This window comes from Halorubrum sp. PV6 (genome assembly GCF_003990725.2).
Taxonomy (GTDB): Archaea; Halobacteriota; Halobacteria; order Halobacteriales; family Haloferacaceae; genus Halorubrum.
The window spans coordinates 1,000,250-1,021,138 of the sequence record NZ_CP030064.1 but is presented as its reverse complement, the minus strand read 5'-3'; the positions used below and the strand labels follow the sequence as shown (position 1 = coordinate 1,021,138).

At 58.6% G+C, this 20,889-nt stretch carries 20 protein-coding genes; 10 read left to right on the top strand and 10 right to left on the bottom strand.

Translation table 11 applies throughout. From position 1 onward, the window contains the following. Window positions 1-176: 176 nt before the first annotated feature. Window positions 177-620, bottom strand: coding sequence for a VanZ family protein (locus tag DOS48_RS18855; RefSeq protein ID WP_127117226.1), 444 nt, complete (start codon window positions 618-620; stop codon window positions 177-179). A 150-nt stretch (window positions 621-770) separates the two neighbouring features. Between DOS48_RS18855 and DOS48_RS18850 the strand changes: the two genes are divergently transcribed. From DOS48_RS18850 to DOS48_RS18840, 3 genes are all read left to right on the top strand, one after another. Continuing rightward, window positions 771-1,868: a DUF4330 family protein gene (locus DOS48_RS18850; protein ID WP_127117225.1), complete on the top strand. Its 1,098-nt coding sequence runs from the start codon at window positions 771-773 to the stop codon at window positions 1,866-1,868. 98 nt (window positions 1,869-1,966) lie between these two features. Then, complete coding sequence (locus DOS48_RS18845; RefSeq protein WP_210755403.1) at window positions 1,967-2,527, top strand: hypothetical protein; 561 nt, start codon at window positions 1,967-1,969, stop codon at window positions 2,525-2,527. Window positions 2,528-2,616: 89 nt separating this feature from the next. Next, window positions 2,617-3,453, top strand: coding sequence for an undecaprenyl-diphosphate phosphatase (locus tag DOS48_RS18840; RefSeq protein WP_127117224.1), 837 nt, complete (start codon window positions 2,617-2,619; stop codon window positions 3,451-3,453). Window positions 3,454-3,491: 38 nt separating this feature from the next. Here DOS48_RS18840 and DOS48_RS18835 read toward each other — a convergent pair whose 3' ends face one another. Continuing rightward, complete coding sequence (locus DOS48_RS18835; RefSeq protein WP_168654247.1) at window positions 3,492-4,112, bottom strand: hypothetical protein; 621 nt, start codon at window positions 4,110-4,112, stop codon at window positions 3,492-3,494. Next, entirely contained in the window at window positions 4,097-5,305 is a 1,209-nt protein-coding gene (locus tag DOS48_RS18830) for a hypothetical protein (protein WP_127117222.1), read from the bottom strand. The genes DOS48_RS18835 and DOS48_RS18830 overlap by 16 nt, the downstream gene beginning before the upstream one ends. 353 nt (window positions 5,306-5,658) lie before the next feature. Between DOS48_RS18830 and DOS48_RS18825 the strand changes: the two genes are divergently transcribed. The 3 genes from DOS48_RS18825 to DOS48_RS18815 all read left to right on the top strand — a co-directional run bounded on the left by DOS48_RS18825 (window position 5,659) and on the right by DOS48_RS18815 (window position 9,319). Then, a complete protein-coding gene (locus tag DOS48_RS18825; RefSeq protein ID WP_127117221.1) occupies window positions 5,659-6,450 on the top strand; it encodes a hypothetical protein in 792 nt (263 codons plus the stop codon). 217 nt (window positions 6,451-6,667) lie between these two features. Further along, on the top strand, window positions 6,668-7,840 hold the full coding sequence (locus tag DOS48_RS18820; RefSeq protein ID WP_127117220.1) for a tubulin/FtsZ family protein: 1,173 nt from the start codon (window positions 6,668-6,670) through the stop codon (window positions 7,838-7,840). A 165-nt stretch (window positions 7,841-8,005) separates the two neighbouring features. Then, the gene (locus DOS48_RS18815) at window positions 8,006-9,319 is read left to right on the top strand and encodes a cell division protein FtsZ (RefSeq protein WP_343203727.1); all 1,314 of its coding nucleotides are present in this window, start codon (window positions 8,006-8,008) and stop codon (window positions 9,317-9,319) included. Between the two features lie 59 nt (window positions 9,320-9,378). Here the strand turns inward: DOS48_RS18815 and DOS48_RS18810 are convergent, their stop codons facing one another. Further along, window positions 9,379-11,850, bottom strand: a complete 2,472-nt coding sequence (locus DOS48_RS18810) for an RND family transporter (protein ID WP_127117218.1) — start codon at window positions 11,848-11,850, stop codon at window positions 9,379-9,381. 3 nt (window positions 11,851-11,853) lie between these two features. Beyond that, window positions 11,854-13,485, bottom strand: a complete 1,632-nt coding sequence (locus tag DOS48_RS18805) for a COG1361 S-layer family protein (RefSeq protein ID WP_244629368.1) — start codon at window positions 13,483-13,485, stop codon at window positions 11,854-11,856. Between the two features lie 81 nt (window positions 13,486-13,566). Between DOS48_RS18805 and DOS48_RS18800 the strand changes: the two genes are divergently transcribed. Beyond that, window positions 13,567-14,376, top strand: coding sequence for a TetR/AcrR family transcriptional regulator (locus tag DOS48_RS18800; protein ID WP_244629367.1), 810 nt, complete (start codon window positions 13,567-13,569; stop codon window positions 14,374-14,376). 56 nt (window positions 14,377-14,432) lie between these two features. Beyond that, window positions 14,433-14,603: an HVO_0758 family zinc finger protein gene (locus tag DOS48_RS29580; protein WP_303652392.1), complete on the top strand. Its 171-nt coding sequence runs from the start codon at window positions 14,433-14,435 to the stop codon at window positions 14,601-14,603. A 78-nt stretch (window positions 14,604-14,681) separates the two neighbouring features. Here DOS48_RS29580 and DOS48_RS18795 read toward each other — a convergent pair whose 3' ends face one another. Together DOS48_RS18795 and DOS48_RS29320 are read right to left on the bottom strand one after the other, a co-directional pair. Then, the gene (locus DOS48_RS18795; RefSeq protein ID WP_127117217.1) at window positions 14,682-14,891 is read right to left on the bottom strand and encodes a hypothetical protein; all 210 of its coding nucleotides are present in this window, start codon (window positions 14,889-14,891) and stop codon (window positions 14,682-14,684) included. Next, the gene (locus DOS48_RS29320) at window positions 14,884-15,048 is read right to left on the bottom strand and encodes a hypothetical protein (protein WP_244629366.1); all 165 of its coding nucleotides are present in this window, start codon (window positions 15,046-15,048) and stop codon (window positions 14,884-14,886) included. Before DOS48_RS29320 ends, DOS48_RS18795 begins: the two co-directional genes overlap by 8 nt. Window positions 15,049-15,331: 283 nt before the next feature. Between DOS48_RS29320 and DOS48_RS18785 the strand changes: the two genes are divergently transcribed. Continuing rightward, window positions 15,332-16,600, top strand: a complete 1,269-nt coding sequence (locus tag DOS48_RS18785; protein ID WP_127117215.1) for a trans-acting enoyl reductase family protein — start codon at window positions 15,332-15,334, stop codon at window positions 16,598-16,600. 109 nt (window positions 16,601-16,709) lie between these two features. Here DOS48_RS18785 and DOS48_RS18780 read toward each other — a convergent pair whose 3' ends face one another. Further along, window positions 16,710-17,681 (bottom strand): phosphoadenosine phosphosulfate reductase family protein, encoded by a 972-nt coding sequence (locus tag DOS48_RS18780; protein ID WP_127117214.1) that lies wholly within the window; start codon window positions 17,679-17,681, stop codon window positions 16,710-16,712. A 126-nt stretch (window positions 17,682-17,807) separates the two neighbouring features. On the opposite strand from DOS48_RS18780, the gene DOS48_RS18775 reads away from it, so the two are divergent. Beyond that, window positions 17,808-19,154 (top strand): alkaline phosphatase family protein, encoded by a 1,347-nt coding sequence (locus DOS48_RS18775; RefSeq protein WP_127117213.1) that lies wholly within the window; start codon window positions 17,808-17,810, stop codon window positions 19,152-19,154. A gap of 15 nt (window positions 19,155-19,169) precedes the next feature. On the opposite strand, the gene DOS48_RS18770 is transcribed toward DOS48_RS18775, so the two are convergent. Then, window positions 19,170-19,937, bottom strand: a complete 768-nt coding sequence (locus tag DOS48_RS18770) for a hypothetical protein (protein WP_127117212.1) — start codon at window positions 19,935-19,937, stop codon at window positions 19,170-19,172. Window positions 19,938-20,009: 72 nt separating this feature from the next. Further along, window positions 20,010-20,870 (bottom strand): hypothetical protein, encoded by an 861-nt coding sequence (locus DOS48_RS18765; protein WP_127117211.1) that lies wholly within the window; start codon window positions 20,868-20,870, stop codon window positions 20,010-20,012. Between the last annotated feature and the right edge of the window lie 19 nt (window positions 20,871-20,889).

The following is a 20,889-nucleotide window of genomic DNA, read 5'->3' as shown; positions in this document are numbered from 1 at the left end:
TGTGTACTATTGTTGATGTAGTAGAGTATAAGAATATACTGCGATAATTATCAAAATTGAGATAATGATGGGCCGCGACAGAGACGATTGCGTGAATCATGCCACGGATAGGTCATCAACAACAAAAACAACGACTCAGCTACTTCGGCACCCACTGTGAAGTCGTAGGAGAAAACTCAGACCGGCATTTCGATTTCTGCCAACCGCTGCGCGCGATAGAACCTGACCCGACGTGTCAGCACCCGCCAACAGACCGCGGCGACGCCGGCACCGACCGCGTTCACGAGAATATCGTCGAAAGCAGCCGTCCGTGTCGCCAGCGTTGATTGAAGCAGTTCAACTCCCACTCCGTAGCCAACTGCCATGAGAAAGACACCGACGAGAACTGTGCGGTCTCGCCATGGCCTGTCTTGAACGGCGTATGCGAGCGTGATCGCAAGCCCGGCATATGCGAGTCCGTGCAGCCACACGCCGTACGCAAAGACTCCAAACGGCCCGGTTCGGATCGCGCCGCTTCCTGGTGGGGTAAACACCGAATAATACAGAATCATCGCTGCGACGGCAATGACTACTCCCCACCGCAGCGTCCGTGGAACCAGCGGCACGCGGATCCGACCCATCTCGCGTGAGAATTCACGTCCTAAGTGTAAAGAGTGTGGATTAGTCGGAGCGACACACCAACTGGTGTGGCGTCTATCTCTTGGCAAACAGGTACGTTTTTGTCTTGCCCGACACACCCACATCGTAATGCAGCCTCTGGAGGTTCTCGCATGGAGCTAATCGACGACGATGGCCGACTTTTCGGCGCGGTAAACGTCATCGACGCGCTTGTCGTGCTGGTTATTGTTGCGGTTGTGGTCGCGGGGGCCGCGTTCGTACTTTCCGATGATCCTGCCCCTGCCCCCGACACCGAGACGACGTACGCCACGCTAGATCTGGGCGTTCAAGAGTCGTACATTGTTGACGCAATCGAAGAGGGCGACACCTACGAACCCGACGGCTCCTCGACGCTCCGGGTGACAGACGTCCATCTCACACCACAAGACGGGAACGCGAGAGTCCTACTCCGTGTGGCATTGGAAGGGCAGCTCAACAATCAGAACAACCTCGTGTACGCTGGAGCCCCACCGCGACTTGGCCGGAGTCTGACGCTCGAAACGAACCGTTACACCGTGACCGGCCAGCTTCGTGAGGTTGGTGAATCTGATGCGCTGACGCAATCACAGCAGCGCGTCACTCTCACGACAGAGCTTGATGCAGGAACAGCCGAGGCAATCAGGCCGGGCGATGAAATTCGCGTCGCCGGCCGGACTGTAGCCCAAATTGAGGATGTCACCACGTATGCAACTAATACCACCAAGCGGCGTGTGTTCGCAGCCGTCTCGCTTACTGCACACCACCAACAGGGAGAACGCCGCTTCAGCGGTCAGCCGCTCCGTCGTGGCCAGACGATTACACTCCCAACAGAGGAGTATGTGCTTGACGGGCAGATCGAACAGGTCGGTGGTGATGGGAGCCTCGGCGCGATGACGACACGGACAGTGACGCTCCGGATGGAAGATGTTCGTGAAGATTACGCCGATGCAATCGAGCCCGGGATGATAGAACGCACCGGAGATACGACCGTGGCCCGCATTACCGACGTCGAGACCGAGCCTTCACTTATTATCGCGACGGGTGAAGATGGAAGCATCAACGTTGCCGACCATCCGGTCAACCGTGATGTCACAATTACGGCTGACCTGCAGCTACGCGAGACGCCCGCCGGACTCACGTTCAAAGGTGACCAACTCCGGCAGGGATCGACGGTTGTACTCGATCTCGGAACGGTAACTGTCGAAGCGGAAGTCGTCATGGCCACACAGTAACTCCCGGTATGGACACCAGCACTGACACTGGAGACACCACCCAAACACTCCGGCAAGCGGCGCGTAACTCACGCGTTGCCACACTCTGGCGGCGCCTTGTGGCTGTCGTCCAGGCGTCGTTTCTGTATCAGTGGCTGACTGCTGAGCCCGACCCAGAGGTGATTGTGATCGACCTCCGCGAGACGTGGACTGTTGGCCCCATCCTTCGGCTGCTCGATATCGTCATACACCGGCTACGGCCCGCGGTCAAAAACGCAGGGGTGCTGCGTGTTACACAGAGAGGATTTCGGATGGTATACGCTGCACCACTGGCAGCTGGCGGAGTCAGTCTCGCGATTGGCGGCCTCCTCATCACACTGATAGGCGTTATGCGCGACACGATGTCAACAACGCAGCTAGCTGTCGGACTCGGTGCCGTTCTCGCTGGCATCGCTGTAACCCGCGACCGCCGTAGCTGGGATACACTTCGTGAGACACGACCAGTCGAACTGCTCGTTGCAGCGCTTGAACCGCCTGACCCGCCTACTCAGACCGACTCGTCTGATACAGAAATTGATAGCGGTGGGCTGCCCCACGATCGGCCAGATCAGACGGATGCGACGGCTGTGTCCAGCGAGCACTCAACTAAACCGGAATCGCCGCCAAGAGATGAATCTTAACCGCGCCGCACAAGCTAAAACTGTTGGCTCTCTTCAAGGATCTGTAGCTGACCGACAAACGAATCGGTTTAAGTTCATTCGCAAACCTGATGTGTGTAGTGATTACTACGGAGATTACAGTTGCCATCCTCGCGGGGGTTGTCCAGGGCATCGTTGAGTGGTTGCCTGTCTCAAGCCAAGGTAATCTCGCACTCGTGTTGACCTTTCTTGGCACTAGTCCCGCTATGGCCGTTCAGCTTGCGCTGTTCTTACAGCTTGGAACGACAGTCTCTGCAGCGGCATACTATCGAGACGAAGTCGCGGCTGCGCTTCGTGCAACACCCGGCTGGCGGCCATCACACGCATACGAGGGTGAGTCTGCGATTGTCTCATACATCGGGATCGCCTCACTGTGTACCGGTCTCGTCGGGATTCCGCTGTACGTTTTTGCGGTTGATATTGCCGGTCAGCTCACGGGTGGGGTGTTCATCGCTGGAATCGGCGTCCTGCTTATTCTTACTGGTGGCATCCAGTTGGCCTCCGAGTCGGTCGGACTTGGCGGTCGTGAGAAACCGACGTTCACTGATTCCATACTTGTTGGCGCCGTACAGGGAATAGCAATTCTCCCCGGTGTTTCACGCTCAGGTGTCACGACAAGTGCACTTCTATTTCGGAGTTATGATCCACCGGCTGCCTTTCGACTGTCATTTCTGCTTTCAATTCCAGCGAGTCTCGGTGCCGCTGCCCTGACGCTCGTCGGCGCAGGCGGGCTTCCGGGGATTACGCCGATCGCTGCTGGGGTAGCACTCGCAGTAAGCGGCGTAGTTGGGTATTTGACCATTGGTGCGTTAATGCGATTCGTCGACCGTGTCCCATTCTGGGCGGTCTGTTTCGGATTGGGGGGGCTCGCAATCTTGGGTGGTGGTGTTGCCGCTGTAGTCGTATGATGAGTCCGTCGTCCATCACGGCTTTGACTATGGAAAGTTTACAACGGCTCCGCACGGCGGACCACGATTTCTAACTCGAACTCGGCCGGATCGGTTGAACCATTGGCGTCCTCAGCGTCGTACTGCACCACCACATCCTCGAAGGTCTGCGTCCCGGAGTCGAACGACTCGAACTCGTCTTCAACGTATGTCCGCCCAATAGCCGTCCGCTCGTTGACCCGTGGTGGGTGGTACGTTCGGTCGTCTTCCGGCGGTTCGTAGTAGGCGTCAACCCGGAGTTCGAGCGTACCGTACGTGCGCTCGCCGGTGTTGCGAATAGTTATGTCAGCCACCACCTGCGACAGCAGATTCGACTCAACAATCCGAACAATCTCAGTCTCTTCGACCGTGATCCCAGCAGGGTCAGGCAGCGCCTCACTGGAGTCGCCGGCTGTATCCCCGTTCGACCCCCCGTCACCGGGCCCGTCGTTTGTCTCACCCGTGGTCGACTCGGCGCTTGTCGCCGGTGTCGGCTCCGCAGTTTGGTCACCGTTGGCCGTCTCCCTGGTCTGATCGGCCGCGTTCGATTCGCCCTCCACGAGACATCCCGCGAGTGCGATAGGGATGGCGGCCGCAAGGAACTGCCGCCGCGAGGATAGTCGAGTCATATCGTCACCCATACATCGGACAGTCGGCCCTGCCAGCGTGGGCGCTCTTCCCATGCATCGCCAGAAAAGCCCGTGGCAAGAAGGAACTCGCCAGCCTGCAGAAAGTAGCCGTACTGAACGCCGGGGAACCGATCGAGGTCAGTTCGGTCGCTTCGCGCCTCACGATGGTAGTATCGGTACCAACGAGCCGCATCGTCGGCCGCCTCGGTCTCGGGCAAGAGCGGTTCCTGACCGTCGGTTTCACCAGCCTCGAGGACGGTCTCCATTGTGTCAGCCGCAGCGTCAACATCTGCGTACTGTTGGACGTAGATAGGGACCACGTCAAGATCACCCGGAGACCCCGAAAACGCATCCGCAGCCCGATCAGTAGCTGACGGGCGCGGTGCAACCGTGTAGAACACCTCGCGGACGCGGTTAGGTGCTTGGACAACTGGCCCCAGACGCTTCCGTAGCTTATCTCGTCGAGTCTGAGCGAGCGGCTCCGCAGTGAACTCTGGCGGGAAGCGATCGTCGTCAGTATACGGACGATGTGCAACCGTTGTGAACCGGTGAGCTGGTACTGCCAGCTCCACGAGGACTTCAGATGCGTTGCTTGGGGCGAGACGGTCAAGGAGTCGATTGTGGATTGGATCCCGTGAGAACGTCCCGTTGATATATATTGGTGTGCGAATCTGTGAAATCGTCCGGGAGACTCGGTTGAGTTCCTCGACAAACCGATCAGCGTCGTTCCGTCGAGCTGATCGAAACAAAGCTGGGAGGTGGCTATCGATCCGCGACTGGATGAGCTCACGGGGGAAAAAATGCGGTTCAAGCGCTGCTGCCGCCCGCTCAGCCGCCTCATAGCTGACCGTTTCGAGCCGTGTAACCATCTCGGTGGCTGGGTCACTTGGGTCCCGGATCTGTTCTCGAATCGAGGAAACCGCGGTGAGGATGTCAGCGGTCGCGTCACGATACGTGTCGATCGCTTTTCGATACACGGTTGCAAACCAAACTGTGTCGGTAACAATGTCGCGGGTCGCGGCCGCTATCTCGGAGTGTGGAACAGACGATTCACCGTCAGGGCGCTCATCAGAACCATCTGTCCCGTCCGTTTCATTTTCGTCAGGGAGTTCATCGGGATATCGAACACCTTCAACACTTAGACACCCGCTAAACCCAGCGGCAACGGCTCCTACAGTTAATAGCTCGCGCCGTGTCCGTTGCATACGGCGAACTTTTGTAGCCAAGGATTTAAATTAGTACACTCAACAATCGGAGCAGATAGTGAAACCAAGTTTCAAACAGTGAAATTGTAGCCTGTCACCCCCTGCATATTGACACGCTCTTTCATCTGAGTTGAATGTGATCTAAAACAACGACAAGATGACGGTAGCAACAAAATATATATTTCGTGTGATCAAAACTATGAATTGGCCGTATAGCAGGTGCTAATGCCATTTTACCTGACAGACAGACCGGTCGCCGACACGTCTTTCAGATGTTACTGTACGGAAAGCTTGGTGATTGATGTGCTCCAGATCGTGTCGGACTTCTTTCAGTTGGACTCACAGTAGTACTTATGATTGGACAAGTGCAAGATGGAATTGAAGCGTGTCAAGACGAATGCGACCGGTTGGTTGCAGAGCGAGATGCCTTCCAGACGTTTTTACATTATGTCCGTTCAATTAACACAGTTGGAACTAACTCATCATCTGAGTCGGCACCGAATCTAAGTGGGATCAAACACCCAACGATTACGGATTCAGATCCTCAGGACGCAACACTAAAAAGCGTCCTATCGGGTTATAAACAGACCGTCCAATCACTTCCACATTACCGAGACGAGTATGATGAAACGCTCACTGAAAGCCTCTCTGCTGAACTTGGACAAGATATCGCTACCTCGCTAGCCACGAATAATGTCCTTGTCCCAGCTACAAAACGTGCGCTCGTTGAACGGAGTCAGCAAGCGATCGACAGTCGCACAAACCTACTAGAAGCAATCGCAACCGAGATTGATGCACTTACTGACGCTCAGACAGATCTTGAAATGATCGAGACGCGTAAACAGAAACTCCGTGCCCACCTCGAGAGCGTCGAGCGAAATCGATCGGAGGCAGCATTTGACGTGTTGTGTGTTCTCCGCGATCTCGAGTCTGACGTTGATACTATTGCGCAAAAACGACAAGAGAGATTACAAGATCCTCCAGTAAAAGTGAGTGAAACCTCAACCGATAGAACAAATAATACGGGGTTTTATGTGTATCTTTATTCGGTAGAGGGAGTTCCTCGATACCCTGTCTTATCAGCTGTTGCTGAACTTGGAACAGCGATTCAGACAGAACAAGACTGGATTCTTAAACAATTGTGAATGGCATCTTCCGGGTGTTAGTGTCAAATACCTCGGGGTCGAGTCTCAAAGCTTGTCAGTGGCATTTTATTCTACCAGGTGTGTCTGACGCAGGTTAATACGTACTGAGTCAAATACACCAACATCTGATGAGTAAACAGAGAGGTATCCGTGTAAGCCACGGTGAGACACAACTGCGATCAGCACAATCTCACAGTCACCAAATGAGGGATACACAATGAAGCTTGCAACCATCGGCGTCGGGAATGCAGGGAGCAAACTCATCGATCAGATGATCGAATTCGAGTTTGAAACGGGCCGTAATCTTTGTCGGCATGCGCTTGTCATTAATACCGCTCGAACTGACCTCGCTAAGCCACAACACATCGATGAAGACCGTCGCGTCTTGATCGGCGACACCCATCGGAAGGCTCGTGGTCACGGTGTCGGCGGTGACGCCGAGATCGGGGCCGAGGTTGCCAAAACGGATATCGATGAGATCAGGCGCGTCTTTGACGACGTCGAGATACACGAAGTTGATGCGGTTCTCGTCGCTGCCGGCCTCGGTGGCGGGACTGGCAGTGGCGCCGCGCCGGTTGTCATCGAGGAGCTACAAAAGATGTATGACGAACCGGTCTATGGGCTTGGGGTACTGCCCGGAACTTATGAGGGTGGCCGACCGGCACTCAACGCCGCCCGCTCACTTCAATCGTTTGTTAATAAAGTCGACAACTTCATCGCCTTCGATAATGATGCGTGGCGCTCTCGCGGACAGACGATAGAGCAAGGATACGAAGAGATGAACGAAGAGCTGGCAACACGGATTGTCACGCTGCTCGCGGCAGGGGAAGTTGATGAGTCGGAAGTCGGTGAAAATGCCATGGACTCCAGTGACATCATGCGAACGCTTGAAACCGGGGGTGTCTCTTCAATTGGTTACGCATCAACGGATGTTACTGTCGCAAAAGAGGGGTTACTGGCAAAATTCAACGAGTCAGAAGAAGTCCAACGCGAGTCTACTGACGCGGCAAAAATCAAGGGACTGGTTCGCCGAGCAACCAACTCGCGGCTTACTGTACCGTGCGATGTATCGAGTGCTGACCGGGCGCTCATCGTGTTCGCTGGTCCGCCGGATGTAATTTCCCGGAAAGGTGTCGAGTCCGCCAGAGAGTGGCTCGAACAAAAAGCGGACACTGTTGATGTCCTTGCCGGTGACGACCCCCGTCCGGATTCTACGACACTTGCGGCTGTAGTGTTACTTTCGAACGTGACCGACACGCCCCGGATCAACGAAATTCAGAATCAGGCTGTTGACGCCCAAAATAAGATCCAACAGCAAGATGCCGTTCGCGAGGAGGAAATACAGTCGCTAATTACGGATGACGATAATGACCTGGATCCGATCGTCTGAGTCCACAACGAGGCGCTTCGGTTGTTGTCTCCATACGGGTGATCCGAGCCTGCAGTTAGGTACATGAAAATCGCGTGTATCGGGGTTGGAGACTGTGGAACGCGACTTGTCGACCGGTTGGTCTGCGCTGAACGCGAGACAGACCGATCTGTGACGAGTGGAAATGTGCTTGCGTTCAACACTGAGTCTCAAGCCTTCGACCAGACAATAGCACTCACTGATGACCAGCAAGTGCTTATCGGCGATACCCATCCCGAAGTCACCCGGCGAGAGCCAGATGATGATCGTTCACACGGAGACGACAAGCCACGCCCCGCCGATGAGACGGCAACTGCAGTAGATGCGGCCACTGCCGCGGCGACACCACGCGAGTCACATAGTACGGTCAACGCCGACGGAAGCCACCTGACCGCAGAAGTGACCGAATACGGCGTGGGCGGCGATCCAGAAGTGGGTGCAGAAGTAGCACGAGCTGATGGGCCAGAGATTCGCCGAGCGCTTGATCGGATCGATGAAACAGAGGTTGCAGCCATACTGCTTGTTACTGGGCTGGGTGGCGGGACCGGTTGTGGCGTCGGAAGCATCCTCTTGGAGGAACTCCAATCGATCTACGAGACATCAGTGTATGCACTCGGTGTGCTCCCGGCTTGTGGGGAGCCTGACCGCCGGATCCTGACCGCAGCTCGTGGGGTCCGAACAGTGGTCCCGAAAGCAGACGCTGTGTTTCTCGTTGACAACGATGCGTGGTGTCAAGACACGGATCGTGTCGCTGACTGCTATGAGTCGATCAATACGATGGCTGTCGAGCGGGTGTTGGGAATCTTCGGTGCGGGAGAACGTGACCGGGGGTCTGCGTCCGAGGTGCGGATCGACGCGACAGATATCAAGCGAACGCTTGAGATTGGTGGCGTTGCGACGATCGGTCAAGCAAAGGTTGACATTGATATGAAACCCGAAGGGTTGCTTGCCCGGATTCTTCAGCTTCTCGGGCGGTCACCCGAAAGCAATACTATCTCAGTTGACGCATCAACTGTGAAAGACCTCATCAGCCGATCAGTTCAGTCAAAAATGACCGTCCCGTGTGACATCACCTCAGCGGACCGTGTCCTCGTTATCCTCACTGGTCCACCAAACACAATCTCGCGTAAGGGCTTCGAGACGGGGCGGTATCTTCTTGAAGAAGAGACCAAGACTGTCGAGGTTCTTGCGGGTGATGAGTCAATAAAAAACGCCACACAACTCACGGCAACAGTAGTGCTCTCAAATGTGACGGGCGTCCCACGAATCGATCAACTACAGCGTCGAGCAGTTGCTATTCAAGAAGCTACTGATTCAGATAAAACCGTGGAACAGCCGTCTGAAATCAAAGGGCCTGATATGGTGAGTGCCGATCAACAAAATACCCAGTCACCCGTGGACGAGGGTGTACGAACCGATGAATTTGATTTCGGTGACATTGAAAGCGACAGTAGTAGTTGACATCCTCCCCGCGCTGAAGCGCGAGGCGTTCTCGTCAATTCTCTCTTAGAGGAGCAGTCTCAACTCGTTATTGCTAGGTCGATCCCAGTCCAGACACCTTGGTACCGTTCCCACAGAAGGACTGCAGGAGGAAGTGCAATAATTGTGAACACAAATGAGTAGATGACACTTATCGCCATTAGCAGGCCAAAATCACCTAGCACAGGTGTAATAGCAAGCGCAAGCGCGCCCGTCCCGAGCGACGTTGTAAGCATACTCCCGAGGAGCGCACCACCAGTTCCCGAAAGTGTGATAATCATTGACTCATAAGCGCCAGCACCCGCGTTATACTCATCAACGAAGCGATGGGTAGCATGGACTGAGTATGCAATCCCAAGTCCAATTGAAATGGAGAGGATTGTCCCAGTTAACGCGTTTAGTGATATCCCGAGATATCGCATCGTACCGAGTAGGAACGCGATTGCGATCAGGATTGGGAAGAGATTCACAATTCCGAGGAGCGGCTTGCTTTCGAGTACTGCGTACGCGATGATGAGGAACAAGCCAGTTAGCCCTATCGCAATCACCAATCCTTGGATCGAAGAGTTGAATATGATGTCAGTCACCGCATCAAAAACGACAATTTGACCAGTTGCAGTCGTTTCATACCGGAAGTCCTCGACGAATGCTCGGGCATCACCAGCAGCCTCACTTTGTGAAGCACCCGAATCAATTGCGTATTGGACCTGTGCGCTCCGTCGATCTGGTGTGAGATACTGCTCGGCACGATCGCCGGACGATGACGCGAACAGCTCATCATAGATACGATCGAGATTGCGGTCAGGAATTCCGTTGTCGTTGAGGTCGTTTCGAGCGACCAGTCTGGCGAACTCCTGATCCTGTTCAGCATGTGACTGGATGACAGTCACAATACTCGTGGGACGAGCAGCTCCGCCGCTGCCGACTGCGAGTGCCCCTACAGCATCATCGTTTGGATCTGCGAGGGCCTCCAACGCGTGGCCCTCTTCGAAGTTGCCTTGCACGTACAACTTTACTGATTGATCTTGGTTAGTCGAAAAGCGATCTTCAAGCAGATTTAGTGTCTCAGTAACGGTGTATTCACTTGGTGCAAACGGTTCTGGAAGTGCCGTTATGTAGTCCGGCTGCTCTTCTGGGGGAAGAAAGTCTTCGGTCTCAAAAGAGGTGTCAACTCCACTCCCGTATGCAGCTGCCATCCCGCCAGTCACAAGCAGTACGAACACAAACGCAATCGGTGCGTACTGGCTGGCCTGCGCCGGAAACGTCAGGATTTTCCCGAGCGTAGACTCCTCAGATGAGATTGGTGCTGAATTGAATTCGGGGACGTTGTAGGCATCTCGCAATTGGTCAACTTCCAATTTGGCTGCTGGGAGAAACAGCCCGAAAATCAGGAAGGTGAAAATGATCCCAATACCTGAGGCGATTCCAACGTTCCGGATCGGCGTGAGATCAGAGATGACATTTGCGCCGAACCCAAATACCGTAGTCACGGTGACGATGATGAAGGCAATCATCAGTTGATTGTTTGCTTCCCGCATCGCCTCGGTAGCGTTGTATCCCGCAACAGCCTCCTCACGATAGCGATTGATAATATGGATCCCGAAGTCAACGCCTACTGCGAGTAACAACACAGGAACCGTAATCATCTGTTGATTAAACGGGATCCCAGACAAGCCGAGGAATCCGAAGGTCCAGATAACGGTCATTAATAGTGATAGCAGCCCCAGCGAAAGATCGATCGGATCGCGGTAAGCCACGATTAAGAATAACAGCAACAACACCACGACAACAGGCATGACAATGATCAGTGAATCGCCGATGACACTGGCGGTCTCAGCGTTCGTGACGCCACTGCCAAAGGCAGTTATGTCACCGGGTTGTTCCGCTGCGATAGATCGAATGTCTGTTTGAACGTCTTGGAGGTCGCCACTAGCGAATCCAGCCGGGACATCGTGTGTAACGACCGTAATTGACGCTGAGGCACTTGCACTCGTTGGGTTGAAATCAGTCGCGAGTGATCGGGTGAATCGTGCGTTCTCGGAGAGGCTGCGGACGATTTGTCGAACCCGAGTTGCACTCGTTGACTCAATAGCGCGTCGCTGTTCTGCTGCTGTGGTCGCTGTCGGGTCAACCTGCTGGGCAATGACCGTCGCTGGGCCGCTTGTGGACGCAACACGGAGGTCGTCGCGTGATTCAACCTCTTCAAGGATTCTGAGATCCCTAAGCAGAGCTTCCTTCGTCAGAACGTTACCGCCCGAATGAATAATCTGTGTTGATTCGCTGTCTGGTTGAAATGGGTCTTCGAACTCTTGATTGACCGCGTCAAGCGCTTCCTGTTCTTCAAGCCCCTCGGTAAATGAGTCAGTTGCTTCGGTGTCTGTGCTGACGAGTCCGATTCCGCCAGTAAACACGAGTGTGAGCACAAGAAACGCAATGATGACTCGGCGTGGGCTATCGACGATGGTGTCATTTAGCCGCCGCGTCCACGCCTCAATCCGCTCGCCGAGTGTCATTGGTTACTGCCGCCTCCGGTAGACGACAAGAGCCCCCGTTCCGACAACGAGAAGCGCGACGATGATAACGGGTAACGGTAGCCCACCATCCTCGCTTTCAACCACATCAATAGGGACACGGAAGGTGTCAGTGAGCTGGCTGTCACCGTCAGCATCATCATACCGGAAGTCGAGCGAGATTGGGTACGTACTTCCTGCGGTCGCAGACCCGGTCGTTGTCAGCTCGAACGTCATCGTCGTCGTCTCGCCGGGATCGAGTGACTGGACGTATCCAGTATCGGTGTCACCAGTGTCAAGCGGGTCATCGGCAAATAGCCGAGCCTCCACGTCGCTTGCAGTTTCATTGAGATTGTTTGTCACCGCAACGTCGACAGTACGGGTCCCACCAGACTGAATCGACCGATTTTCGATAGCAACATCAAACCGGTCACGTTCGGGCGCAACCTCAACATCGACGACAAGTTCTTCAAACGCTCGCATCTCGTCCTCATCGTTGCGGTATTGAACAGCCATATCCAGCGATCGGAGTCCGGCCTCAGCTTCACCGCCGATTGCGATGGGCAAAGAGAAAGTCGCTGACTCGCCGGAGTCAAGTGTCCCCACAGCAGTCGACCGCTCCGCCGGGATCACGCTCTGGGAATCACCGGCATATTGAACAACAACGCTACGGGCCGGAACAGGACCATCGTTACGAACGGTACCGACGAGTTCGCCGTCCTCAGCGACGCGAAGTTGTGACTCCACGTTCGCGAAGGTGAATTCTTGCTCGGCAAGCGGGAGGATTCCGAGCGAGAGTCCGTCATCGGTGCGGGTGATCCCATCGGGGTCCTCGTACTGCACGGAGCCGGCGAGGGTGTATTGCTGGACGGGGAGATCGGGTGCGACGCCCACGTCGTATGCGACGGTCACCGTTTCACCGGGGTCGATTTCCTCAATCCGCACGGTGTCAGATTGCCCATCACTTACTGTGACGCTGGTACTTTGCGTCCCGAAAGTCACGTCAGCACTGCGGGCCGTCTCCGCACCGACGTTCTCGATTGTCGCCTCAACGGTGCCGCTGTCACCGATCTGTGCGTCACTGTCGATGTCGACCACTTCGAACCGGGCGTCGTCACGCACGCGAACTTCCACATCGCGGGAGACGGTCACGGTTCGGCTCTCACCCGAAGAAATGTAGCTGTAGGTGAGATCCAGATCCAGTGTGTATGTTCCAGGCTCGACGCCTTCTGGTACGTTCAGACTCACCGGGAGTTCGCTGGGGACGCTTGTTGTCACGCTGCCGATCGATGTCTCACCCGACTCAACAGATAGTGGACCGTTCGCCTCGACTTCGGCACGGACATTGCGCGCGGTCGTGACAAGATCGCTGTTCGCAGCGTTCCCGAACCGGAAGTTCCCATCGTTAGCTATCTGAAGCGTGATTGCGTTCGTCCGCCCTGGGACAAGGTTCGGGTTCGGGGCGTACACGTCGAGGTCAGGAGACCCACCAATGTTCGAGGCCTGTGCAGGTGTTCCAACGCCAACGCTAGGTGCAGCGTTGGAGCCGGTTAGCTCGGCACCAACTGCACCGACGCCGACACCACTACTGACCAGTAGAATACTCACGAGGACGACTGACAGCGTTCGGGTCTGCATACACTACTCCCTCCTCACAGTAGAGACAGCCACGCGTAGCAGTTGCGTTGGAATCAAAGCAGGACCATTTGACAGGTAACGATGTCGTTGCACAACAGATACTCCCCTCACGAATCAATAAACCTTTCTTTCCTGAAGTCCCACAGCCGATATGGAATTGACAAATACTGTAGTTCTGTTGATAAAGAGGGACCAGTTGTGACGCAATTTTCTGACGAAGATCGGGAACGAATTCGTGCCGAAATGATTGAGGCAGGCCACGAGTTATTTGCCCGTTACGGGTTTGATCGAACGCGGGTGAGTGACATAACAGACGCTGTCGAAATCGGTACCAGCACGTTTTACCAGTTTTTTGACTCAAAAGAAGAGTTGTACCTTGCGGTGTTAATGGCCGAGCGTGAGCAGTTATTTGGCCGACTGGAGACAGCAGTTGCTGAGATGGAAACGCCACAAGCAGAGGCAGAGATGATACTGCGAACGACACTTGAGCAGGTGCGGTCAAACACGCTTATTCGACGACTCTTTGTTGACGGGGAACTCCAACGAATCGAGGATCAGTTGGAGGGGACAAAGTATGAGAACAATGCTCAGACTGATCATAAAACTGCTTCTGGCGCCGATTGCGGTGAGGAAAATATCAGCGCTGATTTACACGGGGGATCCGACCTCCCGCGAGTCCTCCCGCAGCCAGATGAGTGGGTTGCCCGCGAGGAGGTCCGTATCAGCGATCCCGAGATTGTACGTCAGCTCCTACAGTCACTGCTGTTTGTAACACAGGCGCAAAACACACCGATTGTGTCTGAAGACAGTTATAGCGAAGTTGAGGAAGCATTGATCGATACTGTGGTCACAGGACTGTTTGCCGATGAGTCGATGGCATCACAGCCTTGAGCGGCCAGTCATGCTTCCGTACAAAATTTATACTTTTGCACAGTTAGTCATCGAATATGAAATCCACGCGAAAAGGGCTTCGTGACGGTGACTTGATTAAAGACACATATGAGCGATTAAACTGCGCTGCATGTGAGATGGTGTTAAAGAAGAAGACCGATTCGGCTGAAGTGTTTTCCGTACGCACTTGTCCCGAGTGCGGTAGTGAGTTCAAAGACCTCCGTTGAGTACACTAAGTGGTCCCACACTCTGCCTCGGTGAGTTAACTAACCCGCGGTCGACGAGTCGGACGCGTCGAACGGCGCTTAGTGCCCGTCGAGCGCGCTGCCCGCCGCGATTAAGAACCCGGTGATCGCGGTGATCAACGCGACGGTGCCGATCGCGACCGCGCCGATACGGAACGTGTCCCCCGAGAGCCGGTTCGCGATCAACAGCATGAACACGGTCGTGACGAAGCCGATGAGCACGAGCGTGCGCCCGAGTCGGCCGACGTCGATGCCGGGTTCGCTAGACACGGTTGAGAAGCTCCTTGAGGACGCCCTCGTACTCGTCTTCGGTCGCGGCGTTGCCGAGCGAGTGGATCGACTGACAGATCCACAGCCCGGCGGTGAAGTTGATGAACGCCGCCATGGAAACGATGCCGAGCTGCCCTTCGACGAACAGGCCCGACACGACGGCCCCAACGAACCCCACCGCCATGAGGCTGTGCGTGACCAACGAGCGGGTGCCAAAGTCAGCGAGCTGTAGGGAAAGACTAGTGCCAACGGCCATAACCGTCGTTGTGGCCGCGGATGTAAAGAGGTAGCGAGTCACAAACACTTCGTGCACTCGTTCGCTCGCTGAGACCCGGTCATCACCTGGCCCGTGCTCGATTCAATTTCGGGACGCGACCGAGCGCAGCCGGACCGCTAGCGACCCCCGCCGTTTTCACCGCCGTCGGTGTAGAGACTCGTAGATGAGCGACAGCGACCGAACGCACGACATCGTGGTGTGGGGCGCGACGGGCGTCGCCGGGCGGTTCACCGCAGAGTACCTCACCGAGCGCTACGACTCGGCAGACCTCGAACTGGCGATCGGCGGACGGAGCCGAGAGCGACTCGCCGACGTCGCCGCCGACCTCACTCGCCGCAGCGACGGGTGGGAGGACGTGCCCGTCGTCGTGGGCGACGCGACCGACCCCGAGAGCCTGCGCGCCATCGCGGAAGACACCCGAGTCGTCTGCACGACGGTCGGTCCGTACACGACGTACGGCTCGAACCTCGTCGCGGCCTGCGTCGACGCCGGTACCGACTACTGCGATCTCACCGGCGAGGTGAACTGGGTCCGCGAGATGATCGACCGGTATCACGAGGCCGCCGTCGACGCCGGCGCCCGGATCGTCCACAGCTGCGGGTTCGACTCGGTGCCGGCGGACATCGGCACGCTGCTCGTCCAGTCGTTCGCGACGGAGGAGTTCGGCGCGCCGTGTGAGACGGTCCGGATCTACCTCGAAGGCGGAAATGGGAGCGTCAGCGGCGGGACGCTCGCGAGTTTCGGCGAACTGTTCGAGGCGGTCGCGACCGACCCGCTCGCCAGGGAGACGCTCCGGAACCCGTACTCGCTCGCGCCCGCGGGCGAGCGGAGCGGTATCGACCCCGGCGAACAGCGGGGGCCGCGCCGAGACCCGCTGCGCGGGTCCTGGACCGCGCCGTCGCCGATGGCAGCCGTAAACGAGCGCGTGGTCCGCCGGAGCAACGCGCTCCTCGGGTACCCGTGGACCCGCGAGTTTCGGTGTTCGGAGGTCGTCCCCACGGGAACGGGGCCCGTGGGCGCGGCGACAGCGGGCCTCGTCGCCGGCGGGCTCGGCGCGTTCACTGCCGCCATGTCTATCAGACCGCTGCGGTCGGCGATTCAAAAGTACGTCTTCCCCGATCCGGGTGAGGGGCCGACGCGATCGGAAGCCGAGGCCGGCAGCTTTTCGATTCGGGTGTTAGGGCGCGGCGTGGCCCCCGGCGGTCGCTTCACCGTCGAGGCGGAGTTCGGCGCCGACCGGGACCCCGGCTACGGCGCGACCGGGCGGATGCTCGGCGAGTCGGCGGTGTGTCTCGCGCGCGGCGACCTCGACTCGCCGCACGAGGGCGGCGTGTTGACGCCGGCGTCGGGGATCGGGCTCCCCCTCGCGGACCGGCTCCGAGAGGTCGGGTTCACCGCGTCGGTACGACAGGTGTCGGACGGTAGCGCGTGAATCGCCGCGAACGGGAAGGAAAGCATCGGGATAGGGTGGGAAGAAGCGCCGAGACAGAGCGAGAAGAAGCGCCGAGACAGGGTGAAAAGAACGGGCGAGCCGCTTCAGATCACATGTAGCCGAGGTCGCGCAGGCGCTCCATCAGGTCTTCCTTGTCCTGGGCGCGGCCGGCGCGCTCGGTGGTGTCTTCGAGGTTCTGCAGCCACGCGGGCTCCTCGGTCGTCTTCTCGGTACTGACCTCGCTGCCGAGCGAGCGGAACCCGGCGAAGTACTTCGGCGAGATGGGGATGTCCTCCTGGGCGACGCCCTCGGGCAGGTCGTCGTCGGCCTGCGGGATGTACCCCTCGTCGGGGAACGCCTCGACGGTGTCCGGTACGACGAAGTTCCAGAACGCCTCCCACACGTCGGCCTCGGCGAACTGCAGGATGGGCTGGATGCGGTCGTGCGGCGGGAACAAGTCGGGGTCGTGGCGCGGCGAGAAGAACGTCTCGTCGGCGCGGGCCTCCTGCTCGTCCCAGCGCACGCCGGAGATGACGCCGTCGATGTCGTGTTCTTCGAGGGCGTCGTTGAGCGCGACCGTCTTCAGCAGGTGGTTCCCGACGTAGGTGTCGAGCAGGAACGGGAACGAGTCTTCCTCGAACTCTAGTATATTTCGGATGTGGTGCTGGTTGTGCTCCGAGAGCGCGTCGACGGGGATGTCGTCGCCGGGTTCGAGGCCGTGTTCGTCGACGTACGCGCCGACGTCCTCGTTGCGGGCGTACACCAGTTCGATGTCCCACTCGTCGGCCCAGTGTTCGACGAAGTCGGTGATGTCGTCGAAGTGCTGGAAGTGGTCGATGAACACCGCGGTCGGCTTCTCATAGCCGTACTCCTCGGCGACCTGGTTGATGAAGTACAGCGTCAGCGTGGAGTCTTTGCCGCCGGTCCACATCACCGCCGGGTTGTCGTACTGTTCGAGTCCACGGCGGGTGACCTCGACCGCCTTCTCGATTTTGTGCTGGATCGACGGGTAGTCGTCGGGAGTCTCGCCCTCGCCGTCGGTGTAATCGACGTCGACGCTCGCCGGGAAGTCGTCGGTCATACGCCGGATATGTGTTCGCCGGTGGGAATAGGCCTTCTGAATCGGTACGGCTTGTCAGGAGCCCCAGATACCGGCGTCACTCGCCAGAACACAAGCGATTTGTCGGCACGAAGTCACGCTGTAGGCATGGGACTGTTCGATCGGCTCCGCGGCGACGACGACGAGCGCGTGGTCTTTCTCGGCATCGACGGCGTACCGTACGACCTCGTACAGGAACACCCCGACGTGTTCGAGAACTTGACCGACATCGCCGCCGCAGGCTCTGCGGGCCGGTTGGAGAGCATCGTGCCGCCCGAGTCGAGCGCGTGCTGGCCGAGCCTCACGACGGGCGTGAACCCCGGCGAGACGGGCGTGTACGGGTTCCAGGACCGCGAGGTCGACTCCTACGAGACGTACGTGCCGATGGGCAAACACGTGTCGGCGACGCGGCTCTGGGACCGCGTCACCGACGACGGTCGCGACGCGACCGTCCTCAACGTGCCCGTCACCTTCCCGCCGTCGAGCCGGATTCAGCGGCAGGTCTCCGGGTTCCTCTCGCCCGGCCTCGACGCCGCCGCGAGCGACGACGCGGTCAGGCAGGTCCTCGAAGACCGCGACTATCGGATCGACGTGAACGCGAAACTCGGGCACGACGACGACAAAACCGAGTTCATCGAGGACGCGCACGCGACCCTCGACGCACGGTACGACGTGTTCACCCACTACCTCGCGGCGGACGACTGGGACCTGTTTTTCGGCGTCTTCATGAGCACCGACCGAGTCAACCACTTTCTGTTCGGCGACTACGTCAACGACGGCGAGTACAAAGAGGAGTTCCTCGAGTTCTATCGACAGCTCGACGAGTACATCGGCGAGATCCGCGACTCGCTCGACGACGACACGACGCTGATCGTCGCGTCCGACCACGGCTTTACCGAGTTGAAGTGGGAAGTGAACTGCAACCAGTTCCTCGCCGACGAGGGGTGGCTCTCGTACGACGGCGACGACCACGACTCGCTTGCCGACATCGACGACGAGACCCGCGCCTACTCGCTCATCCCCGGCCGGTTTTACCTCAATCTGGAAGGCCGCGAGCCCGAGGGAGTCGTTCCCGAGGCGGAGTACGAGGCGGTCCGCGAGGAGCTGCGCTCCGACCTCGAATCGCTCACCGGCCCCGACGGTCAGCAGGTGTGTAAACGAATCGTGGACGGTGAGGACGCCTTCGACGGCGCCCGCGACGAGATAGCCCCCGACCTCGTCGTCATCCCCGCCGACGGCTTCGACCTGAAGTCCGGATTTAAAGGGAAGTCGGCCGTCTTCACCGAGGGGCCGCGGAACGGGATGCACAAGTTCGAGAACTCGCTCCTGTATTCGACCGATCCCGACCTCGATATCGAGGGCTCGAACCTCTTCGACGTGACCCCGACGATTCTCGACCTGATGGACGTCGACACCGACGCGGCGTTCGACGGCGAGAGTCTCCTCGCGGACTGAGCCGCAACCGCCTTTTTAAACCCGTTCCGTCGGCGTCGAACACCGCATACAGAGCACGTCGCTGCCGGCCCAGTTGACGTCGTTCGCGCCGCAGTTCGGACAGCGATGGGTCTCGTTGCCGTACTCGGTCGTCCCGCGCGGCGCCGCGAGGTGACCGTCCGCCACCGCCTTCTCGACGAGTCCCCCGAAGCGCTGTCTTTTAAACCGGGCGCGGTGCGCGAGGAACTCGCCCGGCTGCGACGGGTCGGAACCGTGGAGATCCTCCCACTTGATCGCTATCTCGCCGTTCGCCTGCCCGCGAGCGACCTGCTTGATCGTCGCGGCCGCGGCGCCGAACAGCGGCGTGGTCGCGAGCGCCTGCGGCGAGTCGATGGCGTCGCCCGCGTCCCCGTAGCGCTCCGCGGCGTCGTCGTACGCGTTCGAGGCGCCGTCGAGGCCGCCGGCGACGCGAAAGTCGGCGACGAACTCCGCGAGACACGCGCCCTGACCGGGCGCGTCGAGGACGCGCTGGAAGTCGCGCGTCGCGGCGATCCCTTCGACCGCCCGCTGCGTGGCGCGGGCGTCGGCGCCGGCGACGCGGTAGGCGACGGCGGCCGCGCACAGCTGTTGGAGTCCCTGTCCGATCCAGCCCTTCTCGTCGGGCGTGAAGGGGTCGAGGTCCTCGCGAGGGTCGGCGAGGACGCGGCGTCCGCCGCGCGTGTACCGGTCGCCGGCCGTCTCGTAGTCGCGGGCCGCGAGCGCGTCGACCGCCGCGTCGTAGTGTCCGCCGTGCTGCGTGTTCATACCCGACTGAGGGACTTCAGCAAATTAGTGTTGGCGGGGACGGGACCCGAGAGGGGTTCGCGCGTCGTCGCCTTACGCCGCCGCGGAGTCGCCCCGAATCGACCGGTAGAACGCGACGGAGTACGTGGCGTAGAACGCGCCGACCACCCCGGTCAGGAGGACGTATCCGAGCGCGACCGCGGCGAGGACCGCGGTCGTCGGCTCGACCGAGGCGACAGCCGCGAACGGGGAGTTCGGCGGCTGCTGCGGCCCGAAGAGGAGCGAGCCGCCCCCGGCCAACAGGCCGACGACGGCGCCGCCGACCGTGAGCAGGGCCGTGTAGCCGAACACGCTCAGGAGGTTCGACCGGACGAGCCCCGCGCTCCGGCGGAACCCGTCGACGAGTTCGGCGTCGTCGAGGACGACGGCGTGGGCGTAGAACTGGACGAAGAAGGCGACGAGGAGGTACGCCAACACGAACACGACCGCGACGACGGCCACGACCACGAGCAGCGTGGGGTCGAAGCCGAGGGTCGGCGCGTCGACGGCCGCGGCGCCGTCGCCGCCCATCCCGGCGACCGACCCGCCGATGACCACGATGAGCGCGCCCATGAACGCGATGAACCCGAAGATCATGTTCACCGCGAGCAGGACGAAGTAGCCCAAGAGCAGCGAGACGTAGTTCGCCTTCCCGGTCGCGACCAGCGTTCCGAGGCCCGTCCCGCCGTCGAGCGCCTCGTCGGCCATTCCGAGCAGGCCGCCCTGGAAGAACGGGAGCACGAGGACCAGCACGCCGAACGTGACGAGCGAGATCGCCGACGCGAGCACCGGGCTCGTCGACTGCACGAGCAGGTTCGGAAGCTGTGACACGCCGAACAGCGCCGTGACGAGCACCAGGATCGGATTGCGAACGATACCACCGACTGCCGGGCGGAGGGCGTGGAGGGCCGCCATACCCCGTGATTCTGTCCGG

Bases quoted from the DNA above. Each gene is read 5' to 3' on its own strand.
- DOS48_RS18855 (WP_127117226.1), bottom strand. From the start codon at position 620: ATGGGTCGGATCCGCGTGCCGCTGGTTCCACGGACGCTGCGGTGGGGA.
- DOS48_RS18850 (WP_127117225.1), top strand. From the start codon at position 771: ATGGAGCTAATCGACGACGATGGCCGACTTTTCGGCGCGGTAAACGTC.
- DOS48_RS18840 (WP_127117224.1), top strand. From the start codon at position 2,617: ATGTGTGTAGTGATTACTACGGAGATTACAGTTGCCATCCTCGCGGGG.
- DOS48_RS18835 (WP_168654247.1), bottom strand. From the start codon at position 4,112: ATGGGTGACGATATGACTCGACTATCCTCGCGGCGGCAGTTCCTTGCG.
- DOS48_RS18830 (WP_127117222.1), bottom strand. From the start codon at position 5,305: ATGCAACGGACACGGCGCGAGCTATTAACTGTAGGAGCCGTTGCCGCT.
- DOS48_RS18825 (WP_127117221.1), top strand. From the start codon at position 5,659: ATGATTGGACAAGTGCAAGATGGAATTGAAGCGTGTCAAGACGAATGC.
- DOS48_RS18820 (WP_127117220.1), top strand. From the start codon at position 6,668: ATGAAGCTTGCAACCATCGGCGTCGGGAATGCAGGGAGCAAACTCATC.
- DOS48_RS18810 (WP_127117218.1), bottom strand. From the start codon at position 11,850: ATGACACTCGGCGAGCGGATTGAGGCGTGGACGCGGCGGCTAAATGAC.
- DOS48_RS18805 (WP_244629368.1), bottom strand. From the start codon at position 13,485: ATGCAGACCCGAACGCTGTCAGTCGTCCTCGTGAGTATTCTACTGGTC.
- DOS48_RS18800 (WP_244629367.1), top strand. From the start codon at position 13,567: ATGTCGTTGCACAACAGATACTCCCCTCACGAATCAATAAACCTTTCT.
- DOS48_RS29580 (WP_303652392.1), top strand. From the start codon at position 14,433: ATGAAATCCACGCGAAAAGGGCTTCGTGACGGTGACTTGATTAAAGAC.
- DOS48_RS18785 (WP_127117215.1), top strand. From the start codon at position 15,332: ATGAGCGACAGCGACCGAACGCACGACATCGTGGTGTGGGGCGCGACG.
- DOS48_RS18780 (WP_127117214.1), bottom strand. From the start codon at position 17,681: ATGACCGACGACTTCCCGGCGAGCGTCGACGTCGATTACACCGACGGC.
- DOS48_RS18775 (WP_127117213.1), top strand. From the start codon at position 17,808: ATGGGACTGTTCGATCGGCTCCGCGGCGACGACGACGAGCGCGTGGTC.
- DOS48_RS18770 (WP_127117212.1), bottom strand. From the start codon at position 19,937: ATGAACACGCAGCACGGCGGACACTACGACGCGGCGGTCGACGCGCTC.
- DOS48_RS18765 (WP_127117211.1), bottom strand. From the start codon at position 20,870: ATGGCGGCCCTCCACGCCCTCCGCCCGGCAGTCGGTGGTATCGTTCGC.